The 12,265-nt window shown below is 65.7% G+C and carries 13 protein-coding genes; 10 read left to right on the top strand and 3 right to left on the bottom strand.

Translation table 11 applies throughout. The features are described 5' to 3' along the window. The first annotated feature begins 97 nt into the window (after nucleotides 1-97). The 4 genes from BH95_RS15595 to BH95_RS15580 all read left to right on the top strand — a co-directional run bounded on the left by BH95_RS15595 (nucleotide 98) and on the right by BH95_RS15580 (nucleotide 2,166). Nucleotides 98-400 (top strand): WhiB family transcriptional regulator, encoded by a 303-nt coding sequence (locus tag BH95_RS15595; protein ID WP_033190153.1) that lies wholly within the window; start codon nucleotides 98-100, stop codon nucleotides 398-400. 143 nt (nucleotides 401-543) lie between these two features. Then, nucleotides 544-867: a hypothetical protein gene (locus tag BH95_RS15590; RefSeq protein ID WP_037164144.1), complete on the top strand. Its 324-nt coding sequence runs from the start codon at nucleotides 544-546 to the stop codon at nucleotides 865-867. 44 nt (nucleotides 868-911) lie between these two features. Then, a complete protein-coding gene (locus BH95_RS15585; protein WP_037164142.1) occupies nucleotides 912-1,610 on the top strand; it encodes a DUF2637 domain-containing protein in 699 nt (232 codons plus the stop codon). Between the two features lie 58 nt (nucleotides 1,611-1,668). Continuing rightward, a complete protein-coding gene (locus BH95_RS15580) occupies nucleotides 1,669-2,166 on the top strand; it encodes a DUF427 domain-containing protein (protein WP_026347429.1) in 498 nt (165 codons plus the stop codon). Nucleotide 2,167: 1 nt separating this feature from the next. Here BH95_RS15580 and bluB read toward each other — a convergent pair whose 3' ends face one another. Beyond that, on the bottom strand, nucleotides 2,168-2,821 hold the full coding sequence (bluB, locus tag BH95_RS15575) for a 5,6-dimethylbenzimidazole synthase (RefSeq protein ID WP_037183023.1): 654 nt from the start codon (nucleotides 2,819-2,821) through the stop codon (nucleotides 2,168-2,170). Then, entirely contained in the window at nucleotides 2,818-5,085 is a 2,268-nt protein-coding gene (locus BH95_RS15570; protein ID WP_037183020.1) for a putative bifunctional diguanylate cyclase/phosphodiesterase, read from the bottom strand. Before BH95_RS15570 ends, bluB begins: the two co-directional genes overlap by 4 nt. Nucleotides 5,086-5,231: 146 nt before the next feature. On the opposite strand from BH95_RS15570, the gene BH95_RS15565 reads away from it, so the two are divergent. From BH95_RS15565 to dinB, 4 genes are read left to right on the top strand one after another with little or no spacing between them, the layout of a single operon-like run. Next, on the top strand, nucleotides 5,232-6,185 hold the full coding sequence (locus BH95_RS15565) for an ABC transporter substrate-binding protein (protein ID WP_244164980.1): 954 nt from the start codon (nucleotides 5,232-5,234) through the stop codon (nucleotides 6,183-6,185). Between the two features lie 57 nt (nucleotides 6,186-6,242). Further along, a complete protein-coding gene (locus BH95_RS15560) occupies nucleotides 6,243-6,776 on the top strand; it encodes a GNAT family N-acetyltransferase (protein WP_019663109.1) in 534 nt (177 codons plus the stop codon). A 31-nt stretch (nucleotides 6,777-6,807) separates the two neighbouring features. Then, nucleotides 6,808-8,673: a Na+/H+ antiporter gene (locus BH95_RS15555; protein ID WP_037143430.1), complete on the top strand. Its 1,866-nt coding sequence runs from the start codon at nucleotides 6,808-6,810 to the stop codon at nucleotides 8,671-8,673. Between the two features lie 36 nt (nucleotides 8,674-8,709). Further along, complete coding sequence (dinB, locus tag BH95_RS15550; RefSeq protein WP_019663111.1) at nucleotides 8,710-9,918, top strand: DNA polymerase IV; 1,209 nt, start codon at nucleotides 8,710-8,712, stop codon at nucleotides 9,916-9,918. Here the strand turns inward: dinB and BH95_RS15545 are convergent. Further along, nucleotides 9,904-11,298 carry a cytochrome P450 gene (locus tag BH95_RS15545; protein ID WP_019663112.1) on the bottom strand — a complete coding sequence of 465 codons (1,395 nt, stop codon included), beginning with the start codon at nucleotides 11,296-11,298 and terminating at the stop codon, nucleotides 9,904-9,906. The two genes, dinB and BH95_RS15545, sit on opposite strands and share 15 nt — an antisense overlap. Before the next feature lie 85 nt (nucleotides 11,299-11,383). On the opposite strand from BH95_RS15545, the gene BH95_RS15540 reads away from it, so the two are divergent. Together BH95_RS15540 and BH95_RS15535 are read left to right on the top strand one after the other, a co-directional pair. After that, on the top strand, nucleotides 11,384-11,959 hold the full coding sequence (locus BH95_RS15540; protein WP_019663113.1) for a TetR/AcrR family transcriptional regulator: 576 nt from the start codon (nucleotides 11,384-11,386) through the stop codon (nucleotides 11,957-11,959). Between the two features lie 30 nt (nucleotides 11,960-11,989). Beyond that, complete coding sequence (locus tag BH95_RS15535) at nucleotides 11,990-12,265, top strand: DUF2277 domain-containing protein (RefSeq protein ID WP_019663114.1); 276 nt, start codon at nucleotides 11,990-11,992, stop codon at nucleotides 12,263-12,265.

The raw sequence follows: 12,265 nt of genomic DNA, 5'->3' as shown, positions 1-12,265 counted from the left end.
TATGGTGAATGCGAGAAAGTGAACTAGTTCACGACTACATCATCCGCGCGGACAGGTCACGAGCCTTGTCGCACGAGCGTCCGAAGAGGAGACACCGATGGTGAGAGGTGCGCCGTCCAGGCCGGTGGAGTTGCCGGTACCGACCGCAGATGTGTGGGAGTGGCAGTTGCACGGTCGGTGTCGTGGGTACGACTCGTCGGTGTTCTACCACCCGGAGGGGGAGCGTGGACGCGCTCGCGCGCAACGCGAGCGCAAGGCGAAGGACATCTGCTCGACGTGTCCGGTGCTCCTCCGATGCCGAACGCACGCGCTGTCGGTGAACGAACCGTACGGAGTGTGGGGCGGAATGTCCGCGCACGATCGCGCCGACTACTACCGCGCCGAAGCACGCTTCGCCTAACGGGTCGTTTCTGCAGGCTCCGCTCCTGGCCTGATCTGGTCGTTCCTGCATGCCCCGCTCCTGGTCTGACGGGTCGTTTCTGCAGGCTCCACTCCTGGTGGCCTAGTCTCACCGACGTGGATCGAACTCCGTTGCCGCCTCGGGTGAAGGGATGGGACGTCGCCGTCTCGGTGACTGCTCTCGTGTTCACGGTGATGCTCGGCGGGGTGGCATTGCTGGTCGGGGTGTTTTCGCTGGCGTTTCTCGATCACTGCCCTCCGGAGACGTGCAGTGCCGACGGGGCGGTCACCGCCGTCGGAGCAACACTGGGGGCGGCGGGGCTCGTCGGCGTCGCGGGCCTGGTGACGACTCTCGTTCGCCTGGCTCGCGGACGCGCTGCGTGGCCGTTCGCCGTCGGCACCCTCGTCGTGTGCATGCTCACCTGTATGGCGGGCGTCGTCGGATACGCAGCGGCCGTCGGAGCTTGAGGGGCGAGGCTTTCTGTCGGTGGGCAGGTGCAGGATGTCGAGTCATGAACAAGGTCCTGCGGGCGACGCTGGCTAGTGCGGTCGTCATCACCACCGTCATCGGTATTGCGTCGTTCGTTCTCAGTTTCGCTGCGCTGTGGGACCTGGCGACCATGGCGGGTGTTCCACGGAGCCTGTCCTGGCTGTGGCCCGTCATCGTGGACGGCACGATTCTGCAGGCCACCATTTCGGTGATCGCTCTCGCCCAGTTCGAGGATCAACGCAGTGGTCGACGCTTCTTCTGGGCGGTGTTGGTCACGGCCGCTCTCGTCAGCATCGGGGCAAACGCCATGCACGCCTTCATTTCCGGTGCAGGCACATTGCATCCGGCGCTGTCGGCGACCATCGCCACCGTTGCGCCGGTCAGCTTGCTCGCCGCCACCCACGGCCTGGGCATTCTGGTCAGGGTGCCGTCGGGCACCGTGGTGACGGTCGACCAGATTCCCGACGCCCCCACACCCGACGCCCCCACACCCGACGCCCTCACGCCCGAGGCCGTCGAAACCGGTGCCGGCATCGAAGACCGTCGCGAGATCACCCGGCCGACCGGACCTATCGTCGAGACCGTTCCGGACATGCCGTCCGTTCGGCCCGCGCAACGAGTACAGCCGGAGAGCACAGACGTCGATCCGCTCGTCGACGTGGACCGATGGGTTCTCGACGACGACCGCGTCGAGGATCTCTACCCGGTCGATGCGCCCTGAGCAGGCACGAGGCAGTGAGCTCCGATGGACCGGCGCAGTCCGTGGCACCATCGAGAGGATGACCGACGTGACGCCGCTACAGCCAGGCCCCGGGCAGGAGTCGGTGTGGGACTACCCTCGCCCTCCGCGTCTGGAGCATTCGAACCGATTGATCACCGTCAGGTTCGGGGGAATCCTCGTCGCCGAGACCAGGGAGGCGTGGCGAGTCCTCGAAACGAGCCATCCCCCGACGTGGTACATCCCGCGCGACGACGTCGCCGCAGATGCCCTGAGGCCGTCGGCGGCACGGTCCACCCACTGCGAATGGAAGGGCGCGGCGACGTACTGGGATGTCGTCTGTGGTGACGCGGTCAGCGAAGGCGCGGCGTGGAGCTACGAGACTCCGACCGAGCAATTTCTGCCCATCACAGGGCATCTCGCGTTCTCGCCCAGTCGCTTGGAGTGCGAGGTCGACGGTGAACGCGCCACCCCGCAGGAAGGTGGGTTCTACGAAGGCTGGATCACCAGCGATGTCGTCGGCCCGTTCAAGGGGATTCCGGGCAGCTGGGGCTGGTGAACTACTGCCGCCGGAACCGCTCGTGGTGAACGGCGTCGGACAGGGGACGGCGATGGCGCCAGCCGAAGCGCTCGAGGTCGGGGACCTCCTGGAATTCGGTGACCGGTCCCACGCACAGCCACGCTATGGGCCGCACCGGGGACGGTATGTCGAGTAGTTCGGTGAGGAACTGCTCCTGGTAGAACGAGACCCAGCCGACTCCAATTCTTTCCGACACCGCTGCGAGCCAGAGGTTCTGGATGGCGAGTACCGCGGAGAACAATCCGGTGTCGTCGACGGTTGCGCGCCCGAGGATGTGTGTGCCGCCGCGCTCCGGGTCGTAGGTGACGACGACCCCTGTGCGGCTCGATTCGATTCCCTCGATGCGGATCGGGTCGAACGTCGCGCGCCTGTCCGCAGGCAGCGATTCGGCGAACGCCAGTCGTTCGGCGGCAACGTGCCTCTCGAACGCGGCAAGGGTGTCCGGTGACTGCACGACCACGAAGTCCCACGGCTGAGTGTTGCCCACGCTGGGCGCATGGTGGGCGGCATCGAGAATTCGGTGCAGCATGGCGTCGTCGATGCACGTTCCGTCGAACTCGGCGCGGACGTCACGCCTCGACCGGATGGCCGTGTGAACGGACATGTGTTCCCCGGCGCCGTTGCCGAAAGTCATGATGTTTGCACCTCTCCACCGATTCTCTGTTCGAGTGCAGCGACCACCGCGGGTATGTCGGCGGCCGGCACGGGACGGCCCAGATGGAAGCCCTGAGCGTGGTCGCAGCGAAGTTCCTTCAACGCCAGGAGCGTCTGCTCGTCCTCGACCCCCTCGGCTACGACGGTGAGCCCGAGTGTCCGGGCGAGGTCGATCGTGGAACGAACGATGACCTGGTGTGCGACGACCGATGTCATGTCGGCGACGAAGACCTTGTCGATTTTCAGTTGCTGCACGGGCAGGGTCTGCAGGTACGCGAGCGAGCTGTACCCGGTGCCGTAATCGTCGATGACGAGCGTGACGCCGAGATCACGCAGCTGGTTCAGGGTTTCGATCGCCCCTGGCGGGTCCGTCATCGACGACGTCTCGGTGATCTCGATCGCGAGTGTCGACGGGTCGAGGTGCGAGGTGTCCAGTACTCGCGCAACCTGCTCGACGAGTGTGGTGTCCAACAGGTTTCGGGTCGAGATGTTGACCGACACGGTCAGGTCGATGCCGTCTTCGCTCCATGCGTGCCGTTGGGTGGCGACCTCGGTGAGCACGTAGTCGAGTAGCGGTCTGATCAGGCCGGTGCGCTCCGCCACGGGAAGGAATGCCGCGGGTTCGACGAGACCGCGTTCCGGATGGTTCCATCGCAGGAGGGCTTCGACACCGATCGCCCTCATCGTCGTCAGGTCGACCTGCACTTGATAGTAGATAGCGAGATGTCTTTGCTCGATGGCGTTTCCCAGCTCGCTGAGCAGTGACAGCTGGGCGCTGTTGTCGCGGTCCATCGAACTGTCGTACACGGCAATACGTGGCTGCACTGTTTTTGCGTATTGTGTTGCGCGATAGGCCTGTTTGGCCAATCCTTCGGTGGTGGCCGAGACGTCGGATCGAGTCCTGTTCGCCGACAGGGCAATGCCGATGCTGACTTCCACGAGCAGCGTGGCCGGGCCGACGGTAACGGGCTGATTCAGTGACGCATGCAGGCGCCCGGCGACACTGACGGCGTCCGATCGCTCGGCGTGCAGGACCACGGCGAACTCGTCGGCCCCGACTCGACCGATCACGCCGACTCGACCGATCGAAGCGCCGAGCCGAATCGCAACCGCGCGCAGCACGTCGTCACCGATACCGTGGCCGAAGGTGTCGTTGATCTCGTGGAACCGGTCGACGTCGATGATCAGGAACGCCAGTGGCGTGTCGCGGCGACTGTCGTGGGACATCCATTTCTCGACGCCGATGCGATTGGACAAGCCGGTGAGTTGGTCCGTCTCGGCGACGCTGCGCAGTGCACGCGTCTGTCGTGCCAGAAGCAGGAGCAGCTCGGACACGCGGATGAACACGAGGACGACGAGAACGGTGGCGCATGCCACGACGCCCCAGCCCCATTCCGCCACCGGTTCGCCGCGGATCAAGAGGATGGCCATGGCTGCGGGCGCGGTGAGAGTAGCGGCAGTGACGACCACGACGGTGGGGAAGCTGAACGAGGCAGCCGCTGTGTCCGCCGGGCCTCGTCGCGGTTTCGGCGACGCGAGAGTGCACACCGACGGGTGCAGAGCGGCCGTTCCGACCAGGAGGTAGAAGGCGAGATACCCGGCGTCGGTCACGCCCGTACCTATTCCGACGAACGAAGTGGAGGTCGCTTCGGCGGCGAGATCGGCTGCCAGCACGACGAGTACGGCGACGGTGAGCAGACGATAGGAGGCGCTCCGCCACTGCGGTGCGCCGACGAAGTGAACGAGCAGACCGAGCAGGTACACATCCATCGCCGGATAGGCGACGGCCAGCACTCCTTCGGCGGTGGACACGTCGACCGAATCGGGACGTACGACGAACACCCACAGCAACAGACCGAACGCGATCATCACGATGGCACTGTTGGCCACGTGACCGAGTTGGCCTCGACGCCAGCCCCGGTGGACCAGAAGGTAGAGCCCCGATGCGAGAACGGGGTATCCGGCGAGATAGATGATGTCGACGACGGTGATGGCGGGGGGCGAGTCCGCCGTCGCCAGAGCGAACGCCGTCGCGTCACCCAGGGCCCAGAGTCCGCTCCCGATCGCGATCAGAATCCACCCGGACATCGATGCGGGCCGGTTCACTGCAACGCCGACGACGACTGCGGCGACGGACGCGACGGAGACGGCCACGAAGAGCGTGTTCGAGGGAGTGCCCGCCGGCATCGACAGGTACACGGCGCAGGCGACGATGCCGAACGCGGGGAACAGCCACCATTTCACCAGGGTGCGTCCTTCCCTGCGTCCTGTACCTGCGCTCGGCCGACGTGATTCACTCTAGGTGACCGGGCGCTCGTCGGTTGGCAAGACCGGCAGGCGCGAGCGGGCCGTTTTGCTAGGTAAGGCTTAGCTGGGTTAGCTTTGCTTGCGTGTTCAACAAAGCTATCGTTCGCGCCACCTCCGCTGTGGCAGTACTCGCCCTCGCCGCCGGTTGCTCGACCACTTCCGGGGACGAACCGCAATCCACCGAATCCTGGAACTACACAACCGCATTCGGCAACACCGTGACGGCGGATTCACCGCCGGACACAATCGTCGTCGACGCGTACAGTGCTGCCGCGCTATGGGACTACGGCATCCGCCCGGACGGTGTGTTCGGATTCGGACTGGCCGACGGATCCGCGCTCGGCACTGCCGAAGCCGATCGGATGACCGTCATCGGCACCGACTCGGTGTTCGACACCGAAGCAGCTGCAGCGCTGGATCCCGACGTGATCATCGGGTACGCGAAGAAGACTGCGCCGCAGTCCTGGACGTGGTGGGACGCCGCACAGGCCGAGCAGATCGCCGCTGTGGCACCGTTTCTCGGAGTCGACGTCAGTCTGTCGATCGACGAGTCGCTCGACCAGTACCGATCCATCGCCGAGGCTCTCGGCGCCGACGTCGACAGCCCCGAGATCGCGGCGGACCGTGAGGACTTCGAGGCAGCGAAGCAACGGGTGAAGGACGCAGTGTCGGCCAAGCCGGGGCTGACGGTCATGCCCCTGAACGTCGACACCGACGGTATCTACATCGGCACCGAGAACCTCGTCGTACTGAAACTGCTGCGCGAGCTCGGTCTGACCCTCGCCGGCCCGGAAGCCGACGGCCCGTGGTCGACGGTGAGCTGGGAGAACGTGCCGCAGTACCCGGCCGACATCGTCCTCGAATACCCGGCGAGCAAACCGATCCTCGCCGACTCGGTGATCTACCGGTCTCTGCCCGCAGTAGCGGCCGGCCAGGTCCTCGACTGGGACGACAAGCGCCCCAACACCTACGCCGAGTACGCCGACTGGCTCCGGCAGCTGGCGGAGTCCATCGAGAGCGCGAACAAGCTCACCTGAACCTGCGGACGCATAATCCATGGCGTCGGCGACGAGTTCGGATTACCGTCACGGTTCGTGATCACGTTCCGACGCGTCGTCGACGCGGACTTCCCGCTGATCGGGCAGTGGCTGTCGCATCCCCACGTTGCGCGGTGGTGGAATCAGGACTCCTCCGTCGCCGCGGTGGAACGAGACTTCGGTCCCGTGGCGCGCGGCGAGGAGCCTGCGCAGGATCTGCTGGCCTTCGAGGACGGCGCGCCGTTCGCGCTGGTTCAACGCTGCAGATGGGCCGACTACCCCGAAGACCTCGCGGCGATCGCCGCGTACATCGACATGCCGCCCGAGGCCACCACGATCGACTACCTCATCGGTGAGGTGTCCGAGATCCATCGAGGCCGAGGAACGCGACTGATCGCGGCGTTCGCGGAGGACACCTTCCGGGCCTATCCCTCGTCGAACAGCATCATCGTTCCGGTCGTCGCGGGCAACCGTCAGTCGTGGCGAGCGTTGGAGAAGGCCGGGTTTCGCCGTATCGGCGAAGCGCAGCTCGACGCGGACAATCCGATCGACCCACCACTGCACTACGTGCAGCGCCTGGACCGCGTCTGACGGACGACGACGCCGGGAGCACAATCTCCTCATGGAGATTGCTGTCCTGCTCGTCGTGCTCGCGATCGGTGTCCTCGCGGTCGCGGCACTCGCCGAACGACTCGACGTCCCGGCGCCCCTGCTGCTGATTCTCGTGGGGGCTGCGGCGTCGTACGTTCCCGGAGTCCCCGAGATCCACCTCGAACCGGAGGTGGTGCTTCTCGGACTGCTGCCGCCGCTGCTGTACGCCACGGCAATTCAATCGTCGTTGGTCGACTTCAATGCCAACCGACGGTCGATCCTGCTGCTGTCGATCGTTCTGGTGATCGCGACGACCTTCGGCATCGGCGCCGTCGTACATGCACTCCTCCCCGGCATCTCGTGGCCGGCGGCGTTGGCGATCGGTGCCGTCGTCGCGCCTCCGGACGCCGTCGCAGCCACTGCGATCGGCCGCCGCATCGGACTGCCTCGTCGCGTCGTCACCATTCTCGAAGGGGAGTCCCTGCTCAACGACGCCACCGCGTTGGTCGCGCTGAGCACGGCGATCTTCGCCCTCGGACATTCGGTCCACGTCGGTCGGGTCGGACTGGACTTCCTCGTGGCCGCAGGCGGGGGCGTGGCCATCGGTCTGGTGACCTTCGTGATCGTCGCGAAACTGCGTCGGCGATTGACCAATCCTGTTCTCGACACCGCCATTTCGTTCATCGTCCCGTTCGCCGCGTACCTCCTCGCCGAGGAGGTGCACGCGTCGGGTGTGCTCGCCGTCGTCGTCGCCGGGCTTCTGCTGGGGCACAAGGCGCCCATTCTGCAGTCCGCGCAGTCTCGAATCGCCGAGCGAATCAACTGGCGAACCATCGCCTACATCCTCGAGAACGCCGTCTTCCTGTTGATCGGTCTGCAAGCGTCGTGGCTGCTCCGCGACGTCGGGACCAGTGCTCTGCCCGCGACGACGATCATTGCCGTCTGCGCCGCGACACTCGTCGGCGTCATCGCGATCCGCATGGTGTGGGTGTTCGTCGCGCGCTTCGCGCTGATTCACCCCGGCGCCGACGCGTCGACCGGTGTGGTCCCGTCCTGGCGCTACACGCTCCTGATCGGGTGGGCCGGCATGCGCGGAGTGGTGACGCTGGCCGCCGCGTTCGTGATCCCGTTGGGGACCGAGTACCGCGAAATCCTGCTGTTGATCGCATTCACCGTGGTGGCAGGAACCCTGTTCGTGCAGGGCCTCACGTTGCCGGTCCTCGCTCGTCTGTTGAAGGTGCCGTCGCCGGACCCGATGGACGACGCGTTGGCGCGGGCGACCCTGCTGCAGCAGGCGTCGAAGGCCGGGGAGAAGGCACTGGACGAGCTCGAGTACGACGACCCGCACGGAGTGGAAGCCCTGGTCCGCCAACGCGTCGAGCAGCGGAATTTCTCGGCGTGGGAACGGCTGGGTACCACCGCCGAACAGGAGACCCCGAGCGAGCTGTACGCGCGGGTTCGCCTGACGATGATCGAGGCCGAGCGCGCGCGGATCCTGGAGATCAGAAGCACCGGCACCGTTCCGTCCGAGGTGGTCGGCGAGGTTCTCGCCATGCTCGACGTCGAGGAGTCGATGATCGACATCGCGGGTGAGGACCGCAGCGAGATCAAGGTGTCCAACGCGCGGCGCGTCCATCCCGGGGCGGGGTGCGAGGAACTGGACCGATACCCGGTGGCGGAGAACGTGTCCGACGGTACGTGCCATGAATGCATCCGCGAGGGGACGGAATGGGTCGCCCTTCGGCAATGCCTCGAATGCGGCAACGTCGCCTGCTGCGACTCGTCGCCCAAGCGACATGCGACGGCGCACTTCCATGCCACGACGCACCCCGTCATGGAGTCCGCCGAACCAGGCGAGAACTGGCGCTGGTGCTACATCCACCACGTCACCGCCTGAGAAAAATCCGCACTTGTCGGACCGGCGTGCGAACATATGTTCGTGATCATGCATGCCGATCTCGACTCGTTCTACGCGTCGGTCGAGCAGAGGGACGACCCGCGCCTGAGAGGACGACCAGTCCTCGTGGGCGGCGGTGTCGTGCTCGCGGCAAGCTACGAGGCGAAGGCCTTCGGAGTGCGTACCCCGATGAGTGGGTCGCAGGCCCGGGCACTGTGCCGCGACGCCGTCGTCGTTCCTCCCCGGATGGACGCCTACATCGAGGCGAGCAAGGCCGTCTTCGAGATCTTCCGCGACACCACCCCGCTCGTCGAGGGGATCTCGGTGGACGAGGCGTTTCTCGACGTCACCGGTCTGGGAAAGATCCGCGGCACTCCGGTGCAGGTGGCGCAGCGGCTCAGACGCGAGGTCAAGGAGAAGGTAGGGCTGCCCATCACGGTCGGCATCGCGAGCACCAAGTTCCTCGCGAAGGTCGCCAGCGCAGTCGGCAAGCCCGACGGCCTCCTGCTCGTCGAGCCGGGACGTGAGCTCGAGTTCCTGCACCCTCTGAAGATCGAGCGGTTGTGGGGCGTGGGGAAGGTGACGGCGGAGAAGCTGCATGCCTTCGACATCGTGACCGTCGGTGACATCGCCGCGCAGTCCGAGGCATCGATCGTGTCGATTCTGGGGAAGGGCGCGGGGCATCACCTGTACTCGTTGGCCAACAACCGCGATCCCCGACGCGTGCAGACCTACCGTGGACGCAGCTCGATCGGCGCCCAGCATGCACTCGGGCGTGGTCCGACGTCACCGAAGGACGTCGAGGCCTCGCTCATCGCTCTGGTGGACCGCGTGACGCAGCGGATGCGTGCCGCCGAGCGGACCGGCCGCACGGTCGTTCTGCGGCTCCGGTTCGCGGACTTCACCAAGATCACGCGCTCGCACACACTGAACCGGGCAACAGCGGACACTCGGGACATTCTCGATGCCGCCCTCGCGTTGCTGCGTGAGGCTGCGCCTCTGATCGCCGATCAGGGCATCACGCTGGTCGGGGTGACCGTCGCGAACATCGAGCGCACGGGCGCCGAGCAGCTCGAGCTGCAGTTCGATGCGCCACCGCGCAGCGGGGTGCAGGGCGCACCGAGCGCATCGGCGTTGGACATCGCTCTCGACGGTGTGCACAGCAAATTCGGGAAGAAGGCACTGACCCGCGGGGTGTTGCTGGGCCGCGACTCCGGACTGTCCGTGCCGCTACTTCCGGATTGACACCGTCAGCCGGAAATCCTTCGGCATCAGCGTCAGCCGCTCCTCGACCTTCAGGCGATACGTCGGATCTGCCTGGAAATCGAAGTGCTGCAGCAACGTACCGAGTACGAGGACGGCCTCGTGGATCGCGAACTGCCTTCCGATGCAGGCGCGTTCGCCGGTGCCCCAGGGCTTGTAGACGTGGCCCGGGCGTGAGCGCACCTCGGCCGAGACGAAGCGATCGGGATCGAACACTTCGGGGTTCTCACCCCAGACCGGGTCGCGATGCAACCCGGGAATCAGCACGAACGCCCAATCGCCCTGCTTCATCTCGTGTACACCGCCGATGACGGTGTCCTCCCGAGCTTCCCGCGCGAAGGCAGGTGCTGTCGGCCACAGCCGCAGGGTCTCGTCCAGTACTCGCCGGACGTAGCGCAGCTTGGGTACCTGCTCGAACGACGGTGCTTCACCGCCCCAGACTTCGTCGACCTCCGCGCGTGCGGCGTCCAGTACGTGCGGATTGTTCGCGAGGTAGTAGAGGGCGAACGACAATGCCCCCGAGGTGGTCTCGTGGCCTGCGATCAGAAAGGTCAGTATCTGCTGGCGAATGTTCACTTCGCTCAGCGCATTCGGGTTCCCGGAATCCCGCGCGGCGTCCAGCATGATCTCGAGCAGATCTGCATGGGCGCCCGGGTCGGAACGTTCGTCGCGGCGGGTGCGCACGATGTCGTCGAGGACCTGTTCGAGGTAACGCTGATTCGCGAGGTTGCGCCGGTCGGCTTTCTTGAAGACGAGGTTCGCCAACCAGGGGATGGGAACGATCTCGCGACGCTGATTGTGCGAGAGCACGCCGACCATCGCGTCGACGAATGGGTGGGGCTTGCTTCGGCTGAAGGAATCGAAACCGTAGCTGAACCCGGTGCGTCCGATGGTGTCCAGCGTCAGCTTCGTCATGTCCGAGGAGACGTCGACGGAGGTCTGCGAACGCCAGTGTGCCGCAAGCTCGGACGCAACGGCGAGCATGATGTCGTGGTATCCGCGCATGGCGCTCTGAGCGAACGCGGGGCGCAGGAGGTCGTGTGCCTTCTGCCAGTTCGGTTCATGAGAATAGGCAGTGAACAGTCCGTCACCGCCGACTGATCTGAGACCTTCGATCGCGGGGGACACGTGCTTGACGAATCTGGACTCGTCGCACAGTTCCCCCGCGAGGTCGGCGCCGGAGACGAGCACGTAGCGGCGACCGAGGACGACCCGCTCGAAGATCGGGCCGAGCCGGGCGGCGAGTGCCATCGAGTCCTGGACCGGCCTCGACGCGTGGGCGCCGACGACGTCGCCCAGGACGGGCAGGCGTCGGGGCGGGTGGGGGAGAGCTGCGCTGCGTACTCCGACGTCGACGACCATGTGCGACCTCTTCGCTCGTTACTGAACTCGGATACAACAGTGAACGTACTCGCTACTGAACTCGTGTCAAGTAGCATCCTGGGTGATGAACGGCGTTCGAAAACGACTCTCCCCTGACCTGCGGCGCGCGCAACTACTCGACATCGGGTCGAAGCTGTTCGCCGACAGGCCCTACGACGAGGTGTGGATCGAGGAGGTCGCCGACCTCGCCGGAGTGTCCCGGGGCCTGATGTACCACTACTTCGCGTCGAAGCGAGATTTCTTCGCGGAGATCTTGAAGGTCGAGTCCGCGCGCATCCTCGACACGACCGCGCCGGACACGTCACTGCCGGTGGCGGATCAGGTCGCGGCCGGCCTCGACGCCTACATTCGCTACACCGTCGAGCACGAACACGGCGTCCGGGCCATCAACCGCGGTGCCATGCTGGGCGACGCGGAAATCCAGGCCATCCTCGCCGACGAACTGGAAGTGCAGCAGCAGCGGATTCTGGCCGCGCTGCCCGCCGAGATTCGCGAGGACGAGATCACCCGGACGGCACTGCGTGGTTGGGTGTCGTTCGTGCGTGCGGTCTGCATGGACTGGCTCGATCGCCGATCCATCAGCGAGGACGAGGTCAAGGCGCTGTGCCTGCGTGCACTCGACGGGCTGCTCAGGACGTGAAGACCGGCGGAAAAGTCTATCGTGGCTGGTATGTGCCGAAACATCACCACCCTGCGCGGGCTGGAACCGCACGCGACGGACGAGGAGATCGAGGCTGCGGCCCGGCAGTACGTCCGTAAGGTCAGTGGCGTTCAGAAAACGTCCGACGCCACCCGCGATGCATTCGAGCTCGCAGTTGCCGAGGTCACCGCGACCACTCACAGACTGCTCGACGCGCTTCCCGAGCGTCGCCAGCCGCCACCGACGGTTCCGCCGCTGCGTCGCCCGGAAGTTCAGGCGCGGATCGCAGCGAAAGCCGCCGGCTGA

It is taken from the genome of Rhodococcoides fascians A44A (assembly GCF_000760735.1).
Classification (GTDB): Bacteria; Actinomycetota; Actinomycetes; order Mycobacteriales; family Mycobacteriaceae; genus Rhodococcoides; species Rhodococcoides fascians_E.
This window is presented reverse-complemented; position numbering and strand designations above follow the sequence as displayed.

What these genes read in the sequence shown, in the direction of transcription:
- BH95_RS15595 (WP_033190153.1), top strand. Translation starts at nt 98, where the DNA reads ATGGTGAGAGGTGCGCCGTCCAGGCCGGTGGAGTTGCCGGTACCGACC.
- BH95_RS15585 (WP_037164142.1), top strand. Translation starts at nt 912, where the DNA reads ATGAACAAGGTCCTGCGGGCGACGCTGGCTAGTGCGGTCGTCATCACC.
- BH95_RS15580 (WP_026347429.1), top strand. Translation starts at nt 1,669, where the DNA reads ATGACCGACGTGACGCCGCTACAGCCAGGCCCCGGGCAGGAGTCGGTG.
- bluB (WP_037183023.1), bottom strand. Translation starts at nt 2,821, where the DNA reads ATGACTTTCGGCAACGGCGCCGGGGAACACATGTCCGTTCACACGGCC.
- BH95_RS15555 (WP_037143430.1), top strand. Translation starts at nt 6,808, where the DNA reads ATGGAGATTGCTGTCCTGCTCGTCGTGCTCGCGATCGGTGTCCTCGCG.
- dinB (WP_019663111.1), top strand. Translation starts at nt 8,710, where the DNA reads ATGTTCGTGATCATGCATGCCGATCTCGACTCGTTCTACGCGTCGGTC.
- BH95_RS15545 (WP_019663112.1), bottom strand. Translation starts at nt 11,298, where the DNA reads ATGGTCGTCGACGTCGGAGTACGCAGCGCAGCTCTCCCCCACCCGCCC.
- BH95_RS15540 (WP_019663113.1), top strand. Translation starts at nt 11,384, where the DNA reads ATGAACGGCGTTCGAAAACGACTCTCCCCTGACCTGCGGCGCGCGCAA.
- BH95_RS15535 (WP_019663114.1), top strand. Translation starts at nt 11,990, where the DNA reads ATGTGCCGAAACATCACCACCCTGCGCGGGCTGGAACCGCACGCGACG.